We start from the raw sequence: 19,131 nt of genomic DNA, 5'->3' as shown, positions 1-19,131 counted from the left end.
CCGTTTCGCGCAGTTCCCCGCGCCCGTGGTTCCGCACCCTTACGCACGGGGCGCCTTGTGGGGTGGGGGATGGAGAGGGGCGCGAGCTTGGGGGTGGATGCCTTCCGCCTCGCGCAGTTCCTCGCGCCCCTGGTTTCGCACCCGCTTGGGGTTCGCACCCGCCTGGTTTCGCACGCCTGGTTTCGCAACCGTCTGGGTTCGCACGCCTGGTTTCGCACCCGCCTGGGGCAAATGACGGACACCCCCCGCCGATGCCCGTGGCGGGGGGGTGTCCGGAGTGACTCGCGTGTGTCCAGTACGCGAGGGGGGACGCCGTTAGGCGTCGGTCTTGGTGCGGGCCGGCTGGGGGGCGGGCTGCTCGGTGGGGGTGGTGGGGGTCTTGGTGTGGCGGATGGCGAAGGGGACGACGGCGGCGACCAGGCACATGGCGCCGGCGACCCAGAAGGCGTGCTGGTAGGCGTTCAGGGTGGGGAGGTGGACCGGGATGGGGAGCTTGAGGGTGTCGCCGGTGAGGATCGCGGCCATCACGGCGGTGCCGATGGCGCCGCCGACGGTGCGCAGGACGGCGTTCATGCCGTTGGCGATGCCGGACTGCTCGGCGGGGACGGCGCCGTTGATGTAGGCGGGCATGGCGGCGTAGGCGAGGCCGACGCCGAGGCCGAAGACGGCGGAGGAGAGGTAGATGTCGAACTCGGCGTCGTGACGCAGCGCCAGGTAGGCCATGGCGACGGCGCCGAGCAGGCCGCCGAGGACCAGCGGGAGGCGGGGGCCGCGGCGGGCGATGAGCAGGGCGCCGACGGGGGCGGCGACCATGGAGCCGATCGCGGAGGGCAGCAGCATGATGCCGGCGTGCAGGACGGTGGCGGTGAAGCCGTAGTGGGTGAGCTTCTCCGGGGTCTGCGCGAAGTTGCTGATCACCATGAACGAGCCGTACATGCCGAAGCCGATGAGCAGGCCGGAGATGTTGGTGAAGGCGACGGCGGGGCGGGCCATCATCTTCAGGTCGACCAGCGGGTGGGCGACCTTGGACTCGACCAGCAGCCAGAGCAGGGCGACGACCGCGGCGACGGCGAACAGGCCGAGGGTGCGGGTGGAGCCCCAGCCCCACTCGTTGCCGCGGCTGACGGCGATCAGCAGGGCGGAGAGCCAGCCGGCCAGGGTGAGCGCGCCGAGCGGGTCGGCGCCGCCGTTCTTGTCGACGACCGGGTCGCTGGGCACTCGCAGGATCACCAGCGCGACGGCGGCCAGGCCGAAGATCAGGCCCATCCAGAAGATCGACTTGTAGTCCCAGTGCTCCAGCAGCAGGCCGGTGGCGACCAGGCCGAGGCCGGAGCCGACGCCCATCGAGGCGGAGATGGCGGCGACGCCGGCGGTGACCTTCTGCTTGGGCAGTTCGTCACGGACGATGGCGATCGCCAGCGGCAGCACGCCGCCGCCCGCGCCCTGGAGCACCCGGGCGACGACCAGCAGGCCGAAGGAGTGGGTGCACACCGCGAGGCCGGAGCCGAGCACCAGGCCGGCCAGCGAGATCAGCAGCACGGGCTTGCGGCCGCGCAGGTCGCCGAAGCGGCCCAGCAGCGGGGTGAGGACCGCTGCGGAGAGCAGGTTGGCGGTCATCAGCCAGGTGATGTCGGAGCCCGACACCTTCAACTCGGCGGCCAGGCTCGGAAGGATCGGGACGACCGCGGTCTGCACCACGCTGTAGGCCAGCATGGCGAGGATCAGCGCGGGCAGAACCCTGGCGCTTGTGGGCTTGGCGGCCGCGGCGGTGGGCTGTGGTGCCTCACTCACGGGAATCCTCCGGGTTGCTTCAGGCGGGGCGATAGTGCAGGAACTGAAGCAACGATGTCGGGAGATGCTTCACTATGTCAAATATCGAAAGGTGAAACTTTGGCAAAGTCGAAGCCCCGGTCCGCGGAGGCGGACCGGGGCCGGGAGTTGTCGGATCGTCAGACCGGAGAGGTGGCCGGGGACTGCGGATGAGAGTCCCACGGCTGCCGCTGCGAGGCCTCGCCGTCCGCGCCGGTGGTCGCGCCGTGCACCTCCACCTGCTCGCGGCGCAGCTCCTCGCGGACCACCTGCTCCTCGGTGTACTGCTCCACCACCAGCCGCACCCGCTCCACCGGTACCAGGTACTTGCGGACCACCGGGCGCTCCTCGCGCAGCGTGACCTCCTCCACCGCCTCGGCGATCTCCAGGTCGCTCAGCGCCGCCCGCTCCGCCTCCGACACCGGGATCCGCTCCACCCGCACGCGCTCGCGCACCACTGACACCCGTCGCACGACCGCCTCGGTGGTCACGTACTTGCGCAGCCGGGTGGTGCCGATGTTGTGCCACTGGGTGGTGATGTCCAGGCGCTCCTCGCGGCAGGTGATCTCCACCGGCTTCTGCCGCTCCGCCCGGTCCGCCCGCTCCGCCCGGTCCGCCCGCTCTGCCCGCTCCGCTCGGTCCGCCCGGGCGGTCGGCGGCTCGGCGGGGCGGGGCGGCGGTTCGGGTGCGGCCTGCGGGGCGGTGAAGCCGGGCGGCGCGGGGTCCGGGCCGTGGACGGGGCCGGGGGAGGCGGCGGCGGCCGGGGCCGGGGCCGGGGCCGGGTCGAAACGGACGGGTTCGTCGGGGCTCGCCGTGTCGAGGCCGTAGTAGCGGTAGAGCTCGAGTTCCTGTTCGGGGGAGAGGTGCTGGCCCACCCCGAAGTCCGGGGACTCCTTGATCAGCGACTTGTCGTACGGGACGTGCAGCTCGTCGCCGGAGAATTCGCTGGTGGTCAGCGGGACGAAGGCGTCCCGGCCGAAGATTCCGGTTCGGACGGCCGCCCACTCGGGTACGCCGGTGGTGTCGTCCAGGTACACCTCGTCGACCGTGCCGATCTTGTCACCGTTCCGGTCGACCGCCTTGTGTCCGATCAGGTCGCGCGGATCGATATCGGTCTGCACGCTGTCCTCCAGCTGCTGCTCCTGAGGGAACATCGGGGGAGCGGTCGGAGGAGCGTGCCGGGCCGCTGTTTCACACCAAAAGGCACGTTCCGGACGGTGTCACTCCGGGTGCCTCCGTCCGGGGCGGATCGTGCGGCCGCAGCGGTGATCGTCCAGGTCGGCGCTGGTACCCTGGGCGGCGACCGCCGAGCCCGCTCGGGAGAGTCCCGGACCCGTTGGAAAGCGGGGATGCGGGACGCCGAAGGAGCAACCCCTCCCCGGAATCTCTCAGGCATCCGTACCGAACGGGATCAGGTCACTCTGGAAAGCAGGGCAGGAACGTCGGCACCGAAGCCGCCGGACGCTGTCCTCGCCGACGGTGCAAGCCGACCGGGAACCACCCCGGGCGCGCGAAGCTCTCAGGTACCGATGACAGAGGGGGAGGCTGACGGGTTCGTACGCCCGGACGCTTCCACAGCGGCCGGCCGGCGTGCGTCCCACCGCCGGTCCGCGACCAGGAGGCTTGACCCCCATGAACGCCCAGCCGACGCTCACCGAGCTTGAGCAGGCCAGCCCCTTCGAGCACCGCCACATCGGCCCCGACAGCGACGCCCAGCAGAAGATGCTGGCCCAGGTCGGCTACACCTCGCTGGACGAACTGTCCGACGCGGCCGTCCCCGACGCCATCCGCAGCCTCACCGCGCTCGGCCTGCCCGCCGGCCGCAGCGAGGCCCAGGTGCTCGCCGAACTGCGCGAGCTCGCCGGCCGCAACCAGGTCCTCACCTCGATGATCGGCCTCGGCTACTACGGCACCTTCACGCCGCCGGTCATCCTGCGCAACGTCCTCGAGAACCCCGCCTGGTACACCGCGTACACCCCGTACCAGCCGGAGATCTCCCAGGGCCGCCTGGAGGCCCTGCTCAACTTCCAGACCATGGTCGCCGACCTGACCGGCCTGGCCACCTCCGGCTCCTCGCTGCTCGACGAGGGCACCGCCGCCGCTGAGGCGATGGCCCTGACGCGGCGCGTCACCAAGGTCAAGGGCGGCGTCTTCCTGGTCGACGCCGACACCCTGCCGCAGACCCTCGCCGTGATCGAGACCCGCGCCGAACCGACCGGCGTCGAGGTCGTCACCGCGGACCTGTCGAACGGCATCCCCGCCGAGATCGCCGAACGCGGCGTCTTCGGCATGCTGATCCAGTACCCCGGCGCGTCCGGCGCGGTGCGGGACATCAAGCCCGTCATCGAGCAGGCCCACCAGCTCGGCGCGGTCGTCGCCGTCGCCGCCGACCTGCTCGCCCTCACCCTGCTGCGCTCGCCCGGCGAGCTCGGCGCCGACATCGCTTGCGGCACCTCGCAGCGCTTCGGCGTCCCGATGGGCTTCGGCGGCCCGCACGCCGGCTACCTCGCCGTGCGCGCCGAGTACGCCCGCAACCTGCCCGGCCGCCTGGTCGGCGTCTCCGTCGACGCCGACGGCAACCGCGCGTACCGGCTGGCCCTGCAGACCCGCGAGCAGCACATCCGCCGCGAGAAGGCCACCTCCAACATCTGCACCGCCCAGGTGCTGCTCGCCGTGATGGCCTCCATGTACGCCGTCTACCACGGCCCCGCCGGCCTCGCCGACATCGCCCGCCGCACCCACCGCTACGCCGCCGCGCTCGCCGCCGGCCTGCGCGCGGGCGGCGTCGAGCTCGCCCACGAGGCGTTCTTCGACACTGTGACCGCTGTTGTTCCGGGGCGTGCGGACGAGGTTGTCGCCGCGGCGCTGGCCGGTGGCGTGAACGTGTTCCGGGTGGACGCGGACCAGGTCTCGGTCTCTTGTGACGAGACGACGACCCGTGAGCACCTGGCGGCCGTGTTCGCCGCGTTCGGTGTGACGGCAGAGGTGGTCGAGGACGCGGACGCGCTGCCCGCCGGGCTGCTGCGTGAGGACGAGTACCTCACCCACCCGGTCTTCCACAGCCACCGCTCCGAGACCGCCATGCTGCGCTACCTGCGCCGCCTGTCGGACCGCGACTACGCGCTCGACCGCGGCATGATCCCGCTGGGCTCCTGCACCATGAAGCTCAACGCGACCACCGAGATGGAGCCGATCACCTGGCCCGAGTTCGGCCAGCTGCACCCGTTCGCGCCGGTCGACCAGGCCGAGGGCTTCCTGACGCTGATCCGCGGGCTGGAGCAGCAGCTGGTCGAGGTCACCGGCTACGACGCCGTGTCGATCCAGCCGAACGCGGGCTCGCAGGGCGAGCTGGCCGGTCTGCTGGCCGTCCGGGCGTACCACCGGGCGAACGGCGACACCCAGCGCGACGTGTGTCTGATCCCGTCCTCGGCGCACGGCACCAACGCGGCCTCGGCGGCGATGGCCGGCATGCGGGTCGTGGTCGTGAAGACCCTGGCCGACGGTGACGTGGACGTCGAAGACCTCAAGGCCAAGATCGAGCAGCACCGCGAGCAGCTGGCCGTGCTGATGGTCACCTACCCGTCCACCCACGGCGTGTTCGAGACCCAGATCACCGACATCTGCGCCCTCGTCCACGAGGCCGGCGGCCAGGTGTACGTCGACGGCGCCAACCTGAACGCGCTGGTCGGCCTCGCCAAGCCCGGCAAGTTCGGCGCGGACGTCTCGCACCTGAACCTGCACAAGACCTTCTGCATCCCGCACGGCGGCGGCGGCCCCGGCGTCGGCCCGGTCGCGGTGCGCGAGCACCTCGCGCCCTACCTGCCCAACCACCCGCTGCAGGCCGAGGCCGGCCCCGCGACCGGCGTCGGACCGATCTCGGCCGCGCCGTGGGGCTCCGCCGCGATCCTGCCGATCTCCTGGTCGTACGTCCGCCTGATGGGCGGCGAGGGCCTCAAGCGCGCCACCCAGGTGGCCGTGCTGAACGCCAACTACATCGCCAAGCGGCTCTCCCCGCACTTCCCCGTGCTCTACACCGGCCCCGGCGGGCTGGTCGCGCACGAGTGCATCATCGACCTGCGTCCGCTCAGCAAGGAGACGGGCGTCAGCGTCGACGACATCGCCAAGCGACTCATCGACTACGGCTTCCACGCGCCGACCATGTCGTTCCCGGTCGCCGGCACGCTGATGATCGAGCCGACGGAGTCCGAGGACCTGCACGAGATCGACCGCTTCTGCGAGGCGATGATCGCTATCCGCGGGGAGATCGAGAAGGTCGGCGCGGGCGAGTGGGCGGCGGACGACAACCCGCTGCGCAACGCGCCGCACACCGCGGCGATGATGGCCGGGGAGTGGGCGCACCCCTACACCCGCGAAGAGGCGGTCTTCCCGGCGGGCGTCAACCCGGCGGACAAGTACTGGCCGGCGGTGCGACGCATCGACGGGGCGTACGGGGACCGGAACCTGGTGTGCTCGTGCCCGCCGCTGGACGAGTACGACGCGTAGTTTGCAGTTGCACGGCGAAGCCGCCCGTCGGGGGAGTTCCCCTGGCGGGCGGCTTTTGCGTGGGCGCCTGCGGCAGGGGCCGGAAGGCATAGCGAAAGCCGCCCGTGGGGGGAGTTCCCTTGGTGGGCGGCTTTGGCCTTGGGGCCTTCCGCTGCGCGCAGTTCCCCGCGCCCCTGGCGGGGCGGGGGAGAGGGAGGGCGGGAGGGAGGAGAGGGTGCCTTCGGCGGGGGGCGTATAGCGAAGGCCGCTCGTCGGGGGGAGTTCCCTTGGTGGGCGGCTTTGGCCTTGGGGCCTTCCGCTGCGCGCAGTTCCTCGCGCCCCTGGCGGGGCGGGGAAGAGGGAGGGTGGGAGGGAGGAGAGGGTGCCTTCGGCGGGGCGGGGACGGGTAGCGAAAGCCGCCCGTGGGCGGAGTTCTGCCGGCGGGCGGCTTTGGCGTTGGGGTCTTCCGCTTCGCGCAGCCTCGCGCCCCTGACGGGGCGCGGGAGAAGCGAGGGGTGCGGGAAGGGCGGGGCGAGGGGGAAAGGCGAAGGCGCCTCCGGCGGGGCCCTGCGGGGCAGGGGGCGGGAGGCGCCTTCGGGTGGGCCTGGGGTCAGGAGTAGACCGGGCCGGTGAACTTTTCGCCGGGGCCGGAGCCGGGGGCGTCGGGGATGAGGGAGGCTTCGCGGAAGGCGAGCTGGAGGGAGCGGAGGCCGTCGCGGAGGGGGGCGGCGTGGAAGTTGGAGATTTCGGGGGCTCCGGCGGTGACCAGGCCGGCCAGGGCGGTGATCAGCTTGCGGGCCTCGTCGAGGTCCTTGTCGGCCTCGCCGCCCTCGGCCAGGCCGCACTTGACGGCGGCGGCGCTCATCAGGTGGACGGCGACGGTGGTGATCACCTCGACGGCGGGGACCTCGGCGATGTCGCGGGTCAGGTCGTCGAAGCCGAGGGCCTCGTCGGACTCGGGCGAGTGGTCGGGCTGGGTGGTCACGGTGTCACTCCGGGATGCTGGTGCGAAAGCGCAGTACAAAGGGAGGGTACAAGGCGGGCGGAGGCGGACCGGAATACCGGTCGGCCCCGGAACGCTGGTATGCTTCGAGACTGACCGGCCAGGAACCCGATTCGGGAGCCAGGCCAGCAAGTGGAGGCTCCACTTCAGGAGGCCCGAGAGGGCAACCGCGACAGTCTCCCACCCGAGCGGCCGAAGGGCCGACGGGTCCGGTCCGTGGCGAGCGCCGCAAGGAATGCTTGCTGCCAGTGGTGTCCGACAGGGCATCCCGGAACGTGTGGAGCCCCGCCTGTACCGTGCGGGGCTTTTTTCGTGCGTTCGGTGCTTCTGCCAGACGGCAGAGGGGCAGCGAAGCATGAATGAAGCCCCGCCCAGTGGTCGAAAGCCACTACGTGCGACCGCCGTCCGACGGCCGCATCGAAGAAGGTGCAACCGAGGAGGCCCCATCAGCACCGAGCCCCGCATCAACGACCGGATTCGCGTCCCCGAGGTGCGACTCGTCGGTCCCAGCGGCGAGCAGGTCGGCATCGTCCCGCTCGCGAAGGCGCTGGAGCTTGCCCAGGAGTACGACCTGGACCTGGTCGAGGTCGCCGCCACGGCGCGTCCGCCGGTGTGCAAGCTCATGGACTACGGCAAGTTCAAGTACGAGTCGGCCATGAAGGCCCGTGAGGCGCGCAAGAACCAGGCGCACACGGTCATCAAGGAGATGAAGCTCCGGCCGAAGATCGACCCGCACGACTATGACACCAAGAAGGGTCACGTCGTCCGGTTCCTCAAGCAGGGCGACAAGGTCAAGATCACGATCATGTTCCGCGGTCGTGAGCAGTCCCGCCCCGAGCTGGGCTTCCGACTGCTGCAGCGGCTCGCGGAGGACGTCCAGGAGCTCGGCTTCGTGGAGTCCGCGGCCAAGCAGGACGGCCGAAACATGATCATGGTTCTCGGCCCGCACAAGAAGAAGACCGAGGCGATGGCCGAGGCCCGCGCCGCCGCTGACGCCCGCAAGGCGGAGCGGCTCGGTCGCGGCCCGGCCGCGGAGCAGGCGGACGACGAGGTCGACGAGGTGGAGCAGGTCGAGGAGACCGAGACCGCCGAGGTCGAGCCCGCTGCCGAGACCGCCGAGGTCGAGCAGCCCGCCGAGACCGCCCAGGACGCCTGAGCCTTCGGGTTCAGATTCCGGGCGGGATCGGCACCGGTTCCGGGGCGTCCGTCCCGGAGACGAGATCCATCCAGTTCCGGCCCGCACCCCCGGGGTGCGGGCCGCGAACGGACCGACGAGGAGATACGGCGACATGCCGAAGCAGAAGACGCACAGCGGCGCCAGCAAGCGCTTCAAGATCACTGGTTCCGGGAAGGTGCTGCGCGAGCGTGCCGGCCGTCGCCACCTGCTTGAGCACAAGCCCTCGACGCTGACCCGCAAGCTGGCCGGCAACGCCGAGATGGCCCCCGGCGACGCCAAGAAGATCAAGAAGCTTCTCGGCAAGTGATCGCCCGCCCGCGGCCAGGCTGCGGGCACAGCTGATCCTTTCCGACCGAATCGAATAACGGACCGGCGGCACGAACCGGGGGTCCGGAACCAAGGAGTAATGAAGTGGCACGCGTCAAGCGGGCAGTGAACGCCCACAAGAAGCGCCGGGTCATCCTGGAGCGCGCCTCCGGCTACCGTGGCCAGCGCTCGCGCCTTTACCGCAAGGCCAAGGAGCAGGTCACCCACTCGCTCGTTTACAACTTCAACGACCGCAAGAAGCGCAAGGGCGACTTCCGTCAGCTGTGGATCCAGCGCATCAACGCCGCTGCCCGCAACAACGGCATGACCTACAACCGCTTCGTGCAGGGCCTGAAGGCCGCCGGCGTCGAGATCGACCGCAAGATGCTCGCCGAGCTCGCGGTCAACGACACCGTCGCGTTCCGCGCGCTGGTCGAGGTTGCCCAGAAGGCGCTGCCGGAGGACGTCAACGCCCCCAAGGTCGCCGCCTGATCCAGGCCGTGCCCTGATGCTTTCCCGGACCCGCAGGCCGCCCGGCCTGCGGGTCCGTGCGTTGTGCCTCCGGACAGGCCCTTGTCCGCCCGCCCCTCCGTGACGAAGAACGTGAGCATGAGCACCGAGACCCCCCTGCTGACCTCCCTGCGCTCCCCGCGCGTCGTCGCCGCCCGCCGGCTGGCCAAGCGCAACCAGCGGAGCAAGGACCGGCGTTTCCTGGCCGAGGGCCCGCAGGCCGTGCGGGAGGCCGTGGCGTTCGGGCGGCTGCCCGGCGGGGAGCACGCCGTGGTGGAGGTGTACGTGACCCGGGAGGCCGCCGAGCGGCACGCCGAGATCGTGGCCTCCGCGCACGCCGAGGGCCTGCCGGTGCTGACCGCCACCGAGGAAGTGATCGCGGAGATCTGCGACACCGTCACCCCGCAGGGCATCGTCGCGCTGTGCCGGTTCATCGACACCCCGTTCGAGCAGGTGCTGGCGTCCCGGCCGAAGCTGGTCGCCGTGCTCGCGCACGTGCGCGACCCCGGGAACGCGGGCACCGTGCTGCGCACCGCCGACGCGGCGGGTGCGGACGCGGTGGTGCTGACCGACGCGTCGGTGGACCCGTACAACCCGAAGGCGGTGCGGGCGTCCGTGGGCAGCCTGTTCCACCTGCCGTTCGCGACCGGGGTGCCGGTGGAGGAGGCGGTGGCGCGGCTGCGGGAGGCCGGGGTGCGGGTGCTGGCCGCGGACGGGGCCGGGCAGCGCGACCTTGACCAGGAGCTGGACGAGGGCACCCTCGAGGGGCCGTGCGCCTGGGTGTTCGGCAACGAGGCGTGGGGGCTGCCGGAGGAGACCCGGGCGCTGGCGGACGAGGTGGTGCGCGTCCCGATCCACGGGCACGCGGAGAGCTTGAATCTCGCCACGGCCGCCGCCGTGTGCCTGTACGCCTCCGCGCGCGCCCAGCGCTCCCCCGGCGGGTGTCGCGGCACGGCCTGAGCGCGCTAGGGTCGATCCCCATAGCCGGTACGGGGCGGGGGAGGACACCCATGGGCGGCGACGACGGCTTGGCGACCCTGGAACCGGACGACCTGCCGGACGGGTTGGTGGTCGCGGACGCACAGGGCCGGGTGGTGGTCTTCAACCGGGCCGCCGAACGGATCACCGGCCGCTCCGCGCACTGCGCGATCGGCGTGGCGCTGGAACAGGCGCTGCCGCTGGAGGACCTGGACGGCCGGCGCTGGTGGCAGCTGACCGACCCGTACGGGGGCCTGGCGGTGCGCAGCGGGCAGCCGGAGCGCAACCTGCTGCTGCCCGGGGGCCGCGAGGTGCTGGTGTGCGCCCGCTACCTGCGGGAGCGGCCGGGCGGGCCGGTGCGGCGGGTGGTGGTGACGCTGCGCGGCACCGAGGCGCGGCGGCGCACCGAACGCAGTCACGCCGAGCTGATCGCGACCGTCGCGCACGAGCTGCGGTCGCCGCTGACCAGCGTGAAGGGGTTCACGGCGACGCTGCTGGCGAAGTGGGAGCGCTTCAACGACGGCCAGAAGCGGGTGATGCTGGAGACCGTCGACGCGGACGCGGACCGGGTGACCCGGTTGATCGCGGAGCTGCTGGACATCTCGCGGATCGACGCCGGCCGGCTCGAGATCCGCCGCCAGCGCCTGGACCTGGCGGCGGCGGTGCGTCGGCACGTGGAGGGGAAGGTCGCGGCGGGCATCCCCGAGGAGCGGTTCGACATCCGGGTGGCGGCGCCGCTGGGCGAGCAGTGGGGCGACCCCGACAAGATCGACCAGGTGCTGGCGAACCTGCTGGAGAACGCGGTGCGGCACGGCGAGGGCACCGTGACGATCGAGCTGGGACCGGCCAACGACGTGGTGGAGGCGGCCGGTTCGCCGCCCCGGATGATCGAGGGCACCGCCGTCACCGTCAGCGACCAGGGCGCGGGCATCGCGGAGGAGGCGATGCCGCGGGTGTTCACCCGGTTCTGGCGGGGCTCCAAGCGGGGCGGGACGGGCCTCGGGCTGTACATCGTGAAGGGCATCGTGGAGGCGCACGGCGGGGTGATCCGGATCAGCCGGGCGGAGGGCGGCGGCGCCCGCTTCCGGTTCGTGCTGCCTGCGGGCATTCCCGACTTCATGCTCTGAGCCGTTCCGCTGCGTGGTCGGCCGCCGTGGGCGGTCGCGGCCTGCGACTACACTCGACCCTTGGCGTTCTCGAGGACGCCCGGCGAGGCAGCAGACCTGATCACGAGCAGGAGCACGGGAAGCATAGAGATGTCGGCACCCAACAAGTCGTACGACCCGGTCGAGGTCGAGGCCCTCAAGCCCGAGGTGGTGGAACAGGCCCGGGACGAGGCGATCGCCGCCTTCGCCGCCGCCGCCGACCTCGACGAGCTCAAGCAGGCGAAGGTCGCGCACACCGGCGACCGTTCCCCGCTCTCGCTCGCCAACCGTGAGATCGGCGCGCTGCCCCCGCAGGCCAAGGCCGCGGCGGGCAAGCTGATCGGCCAGGCCCGCGGAGCGGTCAACCAGGCCCTCGCCAAGCGGCAGGTCGAGCTGGAGGCGGAGCGCGACGCCCGGGTGCTGGTCGAGGAGGCAGTGGACGTCACGCTGCCCTACGGCCGCGTCCCGCGCGGTGCCCGGCACCCGCTGACCACGCTCGCCGAGCGCATCGAGGACACCTTCGTCGCGATGGGCTACCAGGTGGCGTCCGGCCCCGAGGTCGAGGCGGAGTGGCTGAACTTCGACGCCCTCAACCTGCACGCCGACCACCCGGCCCGCTCGATGCAGGACACCTTCTTCGTCGAGGCCCCCGACGGCACCGCCGACTCCGGCATGGTGCTGCGCACCCAGACCTCGCCGGTGCAGATCCGGGCGATGCTGGCCGGCGAGCCGCCGCTGTACGCGGTCAGCCCGGGCCGGGTGTACCGGACCGACGAGCTGGACGCCACGCACACCCCGGTGTTCCGCCAGGTCGAGGCGATTGCGGTGGACGAGGGCCTGACCTTCGGCCACCTGAAGGGCACCATCGAGGTGCTGGTGGAGAAGCTGATCGGCGGCGGCCTGGAGCTGCGCTGGCGGCCCTCGTACTTCCCGTTCACCGAGCCGAGCGCCGAGATCGACCTGCAGTGCTTCGTGTGCCGCGGCGCCTCGGTGGGCAACCCCGACCGCCCGTGCCGGACCTGCTCCTCGGAGGGCTGGATCGAGCTGGGCGGCTGCGGCGTGGTCAACCCCCGGGTGCTGGTCGCCGCGGGCATCGACCCGAACCGCTACAGCGGATTCGCGTTCGGCCTGGGCCTGGAGCGGATCCTGATGAACCGTCACAACGTCGCCGACATGCGCGACATGGTCGAGGGTGACGTCCGCTTCACCCTCCCGTTCGGGATGGAGATCTGATGCGCGTCCCGCTTTCCTGGCTGCGTGAGTACGTCGACCTGCCGGCGGGTGAGACCGGACGCGACGTCGCGGCCCGACTGGTCCGCGCGGGTCTCGAGGTCGAGACGGTCGAGCAGCTCGGCACCGACATCAAGGGCCCGCTGGTGGTCGGCGAGGTGCTGTCGATCGAGCAGCTGTCGGGCTTCAAGAAGCCGATCCGGCACTGCTTCGTCAACGTCGGCAGCGCCAACGGCACCGGCGAGCCGCAGGAGATCGTCTGCGGCGCGACCAACTTCCAGGTCGGCGACAAGGTCGTGGTGATCCTGCCCGGCGGCGTGCTGCCCGGGCCGTTCCCGATCTCCGCCCGGCAGACCTACGGCCACACCTCGGCCGGCATGATCTGCTCCGCCCGCGAGCTCGGCATGGGCGACGACCACGACGGCATCATCGTGCTGCCGCCCGAGTACGAGGCCGGCACCGACGCGATCGAGCTGCTCCAGCTCGCCGACGAGGTCCTCGACATCGCCGTCACCCCGGACCGCGGCTACTGCCTGTCGATGCGCGGCGTGGCCCGTGAGGCCGCCGCCGCGTACGGCCTGCCGCTGGCCGACCCGGCGCTGCTGGACGTGCCGCCGGCCAACTCCTACGGCTACCTGGTGAAGGTCGCCGACCCGATCGGCTGCGACCGCTTCGTGGCGCGCACCGTCACCGGCGTCGACCCGGCCGCGAAGTCGCCGATCTGGCTGCAGCGCCGCCTGCAGAAGTCCGGGATCCGCCCGATCTCGCTGGCCGTGGACATCACCAACTACGTGATGCTGGAGGTCGGCCAGCCGCTGCACGCGTACGACCGCGAGCGGGTGGACGGGCCGATCCTGGTCCGCCGCGCCACCGAGGGCGAGACGCTGACCACGCTGGACGGCGTCAAGCGCAAGCTGTCCGCCGAGGACGTGCTGATCTGCGACAACTCCGGCCCGATCGGCCTGGCCGGTGTGATGGGCGGGGCGGCCACCGAGATCCTCGAGCCGGTCACCGACCCGGAGACCGGCGCCGTCACCGGCACCACCGAGATCATCATCGAGGCCGCGCACTTCGAGCCGGTCGCGATCGCCCGCGCCGCCAAGCGCCACAAGCTGCCCTCCGAGGCGTCCAAGCGCTTCGAGCGCGGCGTCGACCCCGAGGCCACCCGGGCCGCCGCGCAGCGCGCCGTGGACCTGCTGGTGCTGATCGCCGGCGGCACCGCCGAGGCCGGTGTCACCGACATCGCCGCCCCGCGCCCGGTGCGCACCATCACCATCGACGCCGACCTGCCCGACCGGGTGGCCGGCGCCGAGTACGGCCGCGAGACCGTCACCCGCCGCCTGCAGGAGGTCGGCTGCGGCGTCGCCGGAGCGGACGTCCTGGAGGTCACCCCGCCGTCCTGGCGGCCCGACCTGACCGACCCGTACGACCTGGTCGAGGAGGTCGTCCGGCTCGAGGGCTACGACAACGTCCCCGCCCGGATGCCGGTCGTCCCGCCGGGCCGCGGCCTGAGCGAGGCGCAGCGCTTCCACCGCCGGGTCGGCGTGGCGCTGGCCGGCGCCGGCTACGTGGAGATCAACGCGTACCCGTTCGTCGGCGAGGCCGCGTTCGACGGCCTCGGCCTGGACAAGGACGACGCCCGCCGTCGCACCGTCAAGCTGGTCAACCCGCTGAACGACGCCGAGCCGGCGCTGCGCACCACGCTGCTGCCGGGTCTGCTGGGCGCGCTGCGCCGCAACGTGGGCCGCGGCAACACCGACCTGGCGCTGTTCGAGACCGGCACGGTGTTCCTGCCGAAGGCCGAGCCGAAGGTCGCGCCGCGGCTGCCGGTGGACCGCCGTCCGACCGAGGAGCAGCTCGCCGAGCTGAACGCGGCGCTGCCGGACCAGCCGCGCAGGGTCGCCGTCGCGCTGACCGGTGAGCGGCTGCCGTCGGGCTGGTGGGGCAAGGGCGCGCCGTCCGGCTGGGCGGACGCCATCGAGGCGGCCCGCACGGTCGCCGCGGCGGCCGGTGTGGAGCTGACGGTCCGCCAGGCGCAGTACGCGCCGTGGCACCCGGGCCGCTGCGCCGAGCTGCTGGTCGGTGACGAGGTCGTCGGCCACGCCGGTGAGCTGCACCCGCGGGTCATCAAGGCGCTGCACCTGCCGGAGCGCACCAGCGCGATGGAGATCGACCTGGACCTGGTGTTCGAGGACGGCCGCCGGGTGTCCGGCCCGCCGGTCTCGGCGTACCCGGTGGCGACGCAGGACGTGGCGCTGATCGTGGACGCGGGCGTGCACGCGGCGGACGTGGAGTTGGCGCTGCGCGAGGGCGCTGGCGAACTGCTGGAGTCGCTGCGGCTGTTCGACGTGTTCACGGGCGAGCAGGCCGGTGCGGGCAAGAAGTCGCTGGCGTACACGCTGCGGTTCCGTGCCGCGGACCGGACGCTGACCGCGGACGAGGCGTCGGCGGCCCGCGAGTCGGCCGTCGCGGTGGCCGCGGAGCGCACCGGCGCGGTGCTGCGCGGGGCCTGACGGCTACCGCTACGGACGGGAGCCCCGCCGGGCCGGGACCTTCGGGTCTCGGCGCGGCGGGGCTCCGTCGTGTGTGCGCTACTTGCAGGTGGTGTCCTTCAGCACGGTGACGATCTTGTCGCCCTCGGCGGCGGTGAGGCCGCTCTTCGCCTCGGCGAACTTGGTGGCGGCGACCTGGCCGAGGCCGGCGTCGTTGCCCTTGGACTTCTTGATCTCCTTGCAGACCTCGCCGGCGGCGTCGATCGCCGTCTGCTGGTCCTTGATCAGGTCCGGGTCGAGATCCTTCAGCCCGTTGAGCATGTTGATCTCGGCGTCGACGGCCTGGTCCCAGTTGTCGTCCGAGGGGGACGCGGCGGCGGCGGGCTTCTTGTCGCTGCTCTTGGAGCCCGGGAAGTCGCACGAGGTGAGGGTGAGGGCGACGCCGAGGGCCAGGCAGCCAAGGGCGGTTCGGGTGATGACGGATCGCATGGGGGACACTGTGCCAGAACAGCGGCGCGGGGCGCGGCCGGTACCGAAAAGGTGTGCGGGACAACACGGTTGACGAACCGGCCGGCCGGGCTGGTATGTTCCCCCTGACAGCCTTCGAACGCGCCCCCGCGGCAGCGTCGGAGGCTTTTTTCATGACTTCTGACACGGTGTGGGGTGCGGGGAGTGCCGCTGAATCGTCCGGCCCGGTGGGGTACTTGGCGCTGCTGCGGCAGCGCGAGTTCGCCGGGCTGTACGCGAGTTTCTCGCTGACGGCGGCGTCGGGGACGCTGTCGGGTTTCGCGCTGGGCTCGCTGGTTCAGGCGCGGACCGGGTCGCCGTTGCTGACGGCGCTGAGCATGTTCGGGTCGTCGTTCGCGGCGGTGGCGGGCGCGTTGACGCTGATGTCGGTCGCGGACGGCGGGCGGCCGCGGCGGACGCTGGTGGCGCTGCACGGCCTGTCGCTGGTGGCGGTGGCGGCGCAGGCCGTGCCCGGGCTGCCGCTAGTGGCGCGGTTCGGGCTGCTGCTGGTGGTGGGGTTCTTCCAGTCGCTGGGCACGGGCGCGCGGATGGGGCTGCTGGCGGAGATCGTGCCGGCCTCCGGTTACGCGCCGGCCCGGTCGCTGATGAACATCACGGCGGGCGGCGCGGCGGTGCTCGGGTTCGCGCTCGGCGGGGCGCTGCTGGCGGTGCTGAGCCCGTCCCAAGTGTTCGTGCTGGCCGGGGTGTTGGCGGCGCTGGCGACCGCAGTGGTGGCGGCGACGGTGCGGGAGCGTTCGGTGCGGACGGCGCGCCGGCCGGGCCTGCGGGAGACCTGGCAGGGCAACGTGGCGCTGCTGGGACGGCCGGGGCGGCGGGCGCTGCTGCTGAACCTGTGGGTGCCGAACGGGCTGGTGGTGGGCTGCGAGGCGCTGTTCCTGCCGTACGCGCCCGCCTCGGCCGGCCTGCTGCTGGCGGCGGGTTCGACCGGGATGCTGCTGGGCGACCTGGTGGTGGGCCGGCTGCTGGACGAGGCCGGGCGGGCGCGGTGGGCGTATCCGCTGCGGCTGCTGCTGGCGGGGCCGTTCCTGCTGCTGGCGCCGCGCCCGCCGGTGGCGGTGGCGGTGCTCGCGGTGGGTGTGGCCGGGGTGGGGTTCGCGGCGACGCTGCCGTTGCAGGAACGGCTGCTGGCGTTGACGCCGGACGCGGAGCGCGGGCAGGTGCAGGGCGTGGAGTCGGCCGGGCGGATCACCTGGCAGGGCATCGGCGCGGCCGTCGGGGGCGCGCTCGCGCAGGTGGTGGAGCCAGGGTGGGCGATCGGGCTGCTGGCCGCGCTCTCGCTGGTGGTGACGGTGGCCTCCCGCCGGGCGGTGCGGCGGGAGGCGGCGGGTGGGGTCAGAGCGGGCGGTGCATGATGTGCAGGCCGACGAGGCCGAGGGTGGGGTGGCGGAAGCCCTCGGGGACGGTGCCGAGGACGGTGAACCCGAGTGACTCGTACAGGTGCACGGCGGGGGCGTTGCTGGCGACGACGGCGTTGAACTGCATGGCGCGGTAGCCCTGTTGGCGGGCCCAGTCGAGGGTGTGCTCGCACAGGGCGCGGCCGGTGCCGCGGCCGGCGTGGTCGGGGTCGACCATGAAGCTGGCGCTGGCGATGTGCGCGCCGTTGCCCCACTGGTTGTTGTTCATCTTGGCGGTGCCGAGGACCGTGCCGTCGTCGTCGACGGCGACGACGGTGCGGTTCGGCGCGGTCAGCATCCACCAGTCGCGGGCGGTGTCGGCGGTGAGGTCGACCGGGTAGGTGAACGTCTCGCCGGCGCGGACGATGCGGTGGAAGAACGGCCAGATGGCCGGCCAGTCCTCGGAGTTGGCGTCGCGGATCATCATTCGGGCCAGCATGGCGGTGCTTGCCGACGGTGGCGAGCGGTTTTCCGCCGCATTCTTTGGCGAGTACCCGTCAGATGCTGCCGGACGTCTTGCGGGGCCGCGAGGTGGACGCTTCAATCCCTGTTAGGAAACTTTCCTAACCCTCTCCTGTGGGTCCTCCCATGCCCGCAGCCGGCCGACGGAGTGTCAGATGCGTCAGATGCAGACCAAGCACCGCACCACCCGCGCCGCCCTCGCGGTCCTGTTCGCCGCCATCCCGCTCACCCTGGCCACCGCGGGGGCGGGCACCGCCGCCGCGGCGTCCGTGGGGCTGGACGACGCGCACAAGAAGGAGATCGCCATGCAGCTGGTCTCCTCGGCGGAGAACTCCTCGCTGGACTGGAAGGCCCAGTACCAGTACATCGAGGACATCGGCGACGGCCGCGGCTACACCGCCGGGATCATCGGCTTCTGCTCCGGCACCGGCGACATGCTGGAACTGGTGCAGCACTACACCGACCTGAAGGCCGGCAACGTGCTGGCGAAGTACCTGCCCGCGCTGAAGAAGGTCAACGGCAGCTCCTCGCACTCCGGCCTCGGCACCGCCTTCGTCAACGACTGGAAGACCGCCGCCAAGGACACCGTCTTCCAGACCGCGCAGAACGACGAGCGCGACCGGGTGTACTTCAACCCCTCGGTGAAGCAGGCCAAGTCCGACGGGCTGCGGGCGCTCGGCCAGTTCATCTACTACGACGCCATCGTGATGCACGGCCCCGGTAGCAGCTCCGACTCCTTCGGCGGGATCCGCGCCGCAGCCATGAAGAAGGCCAAGACGCCCGCCCAGGGCGGCGACGAGGCGACCTACCTGAACGCCTTCCTGGACGTCCGCAAGGTGATCATGAAGCAGGAGGAGGCGCACGCCGACACCAGCCGGGTCGACACCGAGCAGCGGGTGTTCCTGAACGCCAAGAACTTCGACCTCAACCCGCCGCTGAAGTGGAAGGTGTACGGCGACTCGTACCAGATCAACAGCTGATCGGGTCGTAGGGGCGGCTGTTGACGGCCCGGCTTCCGTGCGGTGCTGCGGGGGCCGGGCCGTCGGGTGCTGTCGACGGTGTTGTCGATGGTTCGTCAACACACGTAATGCGCACTGTTATTACAACTCGGACACAACTGGGACGCCGTGCCCCGGTCGGTCGGTAGCGTCGGCCTCGACCCGCGCCCGTTTCCGAGGGGGAGCCATGCGCATCCGAGCGACCGTCACCGCCACCTGCCTGGCCGTCGTTCTCGCGGCGAGCGGCTGCGCACCGGCCCGTGGCGGGCCCGGACTCGCTTACGAGATCGACCGGGGCACCGGCGACGTCGAGCTGACCGCCTGCGCCGTCGACGACGAACTGCACTGGCCCGCCGCCACCGTCCGGATCACCAATCACACCGCCACCATCAGCAACTACGTGGTGCAGATCGCCTTCCTGGACAACGCCGGCCGCCAGATCACCGAGGGCGTCGCCGCCGCCAGCTCCCTCGCCCCCGCGCAGGACGCCGTCGAGCAGGCCCAGGGAACCGCGGACCCGAAAGGCCCGGTCAGCTGCCGGGTCGTGGACATCGCCCGCTACGCCACGCCCTGAGAGCCGCGCACTGAAACGCCTTCGGCCGCCCCTGCCGGTTCGC

16 protein-coding genes and 1 riboswitch are annotated in these 19,131 nt (G+C 72.0%); of the genes, 11 read left to right on the top strand and 5 right to left on the bottom strand.

Annotation, left to right across the window (positions count from 1 at the left end):
* Positions 1-315 precede the first annotated feature (315 nt).
* Together ACFYS8_RS21075 and ACFYS8_RS21070 are read right to left on the bottom strand one after the other, a co-directional pair.
* Positions 316-1,791: an MFS transporter gene (locus ACFYS8_RS21075; protein ID WP_387643016.1), complete on the bottom strand. Its 1,476-nt coding sequence runs from the start codon at positions 1,789-1,791 to the stop codon at positions 316-318.
* 158 nt (positions 1,792-1,949) lie between these two features.
* Positions 1,950-2,963 (bottom strand): PRC and DUF2382 domain-containing protein, encoded by a 1,014-nt coding sequence (locus ACFYS8_RS21070; protein WP_387643015.1) that lies wholly within the window; start codon positions 2,961-2,963, stop codon positions 1,950-1,952.
* 153 nt (positions 2,964-3,116) lie between these two features.
* A riboswitch (glycine riboswitch) is annotated at positions 3,117-3,223 on the top strand.
* 218 nt (positions 3,224-3,441) lie between these two features.
* Between ACFYS8_RS21070 and gcvP the strand changes: the two genes are divergently transcribed.
* Positions 3,442-6,312, top strand: coding sequence for an aminomethyl-transferring glycine dehydrogenase (gcvP, locus tag ACFYS8_RS21065; protein WP_387643014.1), 2,871 nt, complete (start codon positions 3,442-3,444; stop codon positions 6,310-6,312).
* A 589-nt stretch (positions 6,313-6,901) separates the two neighbouring features.
* Here gcvP and ACFYS8_RS21060 read toward each other — a convergent pair.
* Positions 6,902-7,276, bottom strand: coding sequence for a DUF1844 domain-containing protein (locus ACFYS8_RS21060; RefSeq protein WP_387643013.1), 375 nt, complete (start codon positions 7,274-7,276; stop codon positions 6,902-6,904).
* 463 nt (positions 7,277-7,739) lie between these two features.
* Here ACFYS8_RS21060 and infC point away from each other — a divergent pair, with 463 nt between their 5' ends.
* From infC to pheT, 7 genes are all read left to right on the top strand, one after another.
* Positions 7,740-8,450: a translation initiation factor IF-3 gene (gene infC, locus ACFYS8_RS21055; RefSeq protein ID WP_387643047.1), complete on the top strand. Its 711-nt coding sequence runs from the start codon at positions 7,740-7,742 to the stop codon at positions 8,448-8,450.
* Positions 8,451-8,583: 133 nt separating this feature from the next.
* Positions 8,584-8,778 carry a 50S ribosomal protein L35 gene (gene rpmI / locus ACFYS8_RS21050; RefSeq protein ID WP_030268653.1) on the top strand — a complete coding sequence of 65 codons (195 nt, stop codon included), beginning with the start codon at positions 8,584-8,586 and terminating at the stop codon, positions 8,776-8,778.
* Positions 8,779-8,882: 104 nt separating this feature from the next.
* Entirely contained in the window at positions 8,883-9,269 is a 387-nt protein-coding gene (gene rplT, locus ACFYS8_RS21045; RefSeq protein ID WP_387643012.1) for a 50S ribosomal protein L20, read from the top strand.
* A gap of 117 nt (positions 9,270-9,386) precedes the next feature.
* Positions 9,387-10,247 carry a TrmH family RNA methyltransferase gene (locus ACFYS8_RS21040; protein WP_387643011.1) on the top strand — a complete coding sequence of 287 codons (861 nt, stop codon included), beginning with the start codon at positions 9,387-9,389 and terminating at the stop codon, positions 10,245-10,247.
* 50 nt (positions 10,248-10,297) lie between these two features.
* Entirely contained in the window at positions 10,298-11,392 is a 1,095-nt protein-coding gene (locus tag ACFYS8_RS21035; RefSeq protein WP_387643010.1) for an ATP-binding protein, read from the top strand.
* 129 nt (positions 11,393-11,521) lie between these two features.
* Complete coding sequence (gene pheS / locus ACFYS8_RS21030) at positions 11,522-12,643, top strand: phenylalanine--tRNA ligase subunit alpha (protein WP_030464253.1); 1,122 nt, start codon at positions 11,522-11,524, stop codon at positions 12,641-12,643.
* Positions 12,643-15,153, top strand: a complete 2,511-nt coding sequence (gene pheT / locus ACFYS8_RS21025) for a phenylalanine--tRNA ligase subunit beta (RefSeq protein ID WP_387643009.1) — start codon at positions 12,643-12,645, stop codon at positions 15,151-15,153. The genes pheS and pheT overlap by 1 nt, the downstream gene beginning before the upstream one ends.
* 78 nt (positions 15,154-15,231) lie before the next feature.
* On the opposite strand, the gene ACFYS8_RS21020 is transcribed toward pheT, so the two are convergent.
* Entirely contained in the window at positions 15,232-15,621 is a 390-nt protein-coding gene (locus tag ACFYS8_RS21020) for a hypothetical protein (RefSeq protein ID WP_387643008.1), read from the bottom strand.
* A 152-nt stretch (positions 15,622-15,773) separates the two neighbouring features.
* Between ACFYS8_RS21020 and ACFYS8_RS21015 the strand changes: the two genes are divergently transcribed.
* Positions 15,774-17,012: an MFS transporter gene (locus ACFYS8_RS21015; protein ID WP_387643007.1), complete on the top strand. Its 1,239-nt coding sequence runs from the start codon at positions 15,774-15,776 to the stop codon at positions 17,010-17,012.
* Here the strand turns inward: ACFYS8_RS21015 and ACFYS8_RS21010 are convergent.
* On the bottom strand, positions 16,993-17,481 hold the full coding sequence (locus tag ACFYS8_RS21010) for a GNAT family N-acetyltransferase (protein WP_387643006.1): 489 nt from the start codon (positions 17,479-17,481) through the stop codon (positions 16,993-16,995). The two genes, ACFYS8_RS21015 and ACFYS8_RS21010, sit on opposite strands and share 20 nt — an antisense overlap.
* A gap of 190 nt (positions 17,482-17,671) precedes the next feature.
* On the opposite strand from ACFYS8_RS21010, the gene ACFYS8_RS21005 reads away from it, so the two are divergent.
* Both ACFYS8_RS21005 and ACFYS8_RS21000 read left to right on the top strand, forming a co-directional pair.
* Complete coding sequence (locus tag ACFYS8_RS21005; RefSeq protein WP_387643005.1) at positions 17,672-18,496, top strand: chitosanase; 825 nt, start codon at positions 17,672-17,674, stop codon at positions 18,494-18,496.
* Positions 18,497-18,701: 205 nt separating this feature from the next.
* On the top strand, positions 18,702-19,088 hold the full coding sequence (locus ACFYS8_RS21000; RefSeq protein WP_387643004.1) for a hypothetical protein: 387 nt from the start codon (positions 18,702-18,704) through the stop codon (positions 19,086-19,088).
* Positions 19,089-19,131: the final 43 nt, after the last annotated feature.

This window comes from Kitasatospora sp. NPDC004615, from assembly GCF_042873545.1.
Taxonomy (GTDB): Bacteria; Actinomycetota; Actinomycetes; order Streptomycetales; family Streptomycetaceae; genus Kitasatospora.
The sequence above is the reverse complement of the archived record's forward strand: the minus strand, read 5'-3'. Positions and strand labels throughout refer to the sequence as shown.

Coding starts and splice junctions, on each gene's coding strand:
- ACFYS8_RS21070 (WP_387643015.1), bottom strand. CDS start 2,963: ATGTTCCCTCAGGAGCAGCAGCTGGAGGACAGCGTGCAGACCGATATC.
- gcvP (WP_387643014.1), top strand. CDS start 3,442: ATGAACGCCCAGCCGACGCTCACCGAGCTTGAGCAGGCCAGCCCCTTC.
- rpmI (WP_030268653.1), top strand. CDS start 8,584: ATGCCGAAGCAGAAGACGCACAGCGGCGCCAGCAAGCGCTTCAAGATC.
- ACFYS8_RS21040 (WP_387643011.1), top strand. CDS start 9,387: ATGAGCACCGAGACCCCCCTGCTGACCTCCCTGCGCTCCCCGCGCGTC.
- ACFYS8_RS21035 (WP_387643010.1), top strand. CDS start 10,298: ATGGGCGGCGACGACGGCTTGGCGACCCTGGAACCGGACGACCTGCCG.
- pheS (WP_030464253.1), top strand. CDS start 11,522: ATGTCGGCACCCAACAAGTCGTACGACCCGGTCGAGGTCGAGGCCCTC.
- pheT (WP_387643009.1), top strand. CDS start 12,643: ATGCGCGTCCCGCTTTCCTGGCTGCGTGAGTACGTCGACCTGCCGGCG.
- ACFYS8_RS21020 (WP_387643008.1), bottom strand. CDS start 15,621: ATGCGATCCGTCATCACCCGAACCGCCCTTGGCTGCCTGGCCCTCGGC.
- ACFYS8_RS21015 (WP_387643007.1), top strand. CDS start 15,774: ATGACTTCTGACACGGTGTGGGGTGCGGGGAGTGCCGCTGAATCGTCC.
- ACFYS8_RS21010 (WP_387643006.1), bottom strand. CDS start 17,481: ATGATGATCCGCGACGCCAACTCCGAGGACTGGCCGGCCATCTGGCCG.
- ACFYS8_RS21005 (WP_387643005.1), top strand. CDS start 17,672: ATGCGTCAGATGCAGACCAAGCACCGCACCACCCGCGCCGCCCTCGCG.
- ACFYS8_RS21000 (WP_387643004.1), top strand. CDS start 18,702: ATGCGCATCCGAGCGACCGTCACCGCCACCTGCCTGGCCGTCGTTCTC.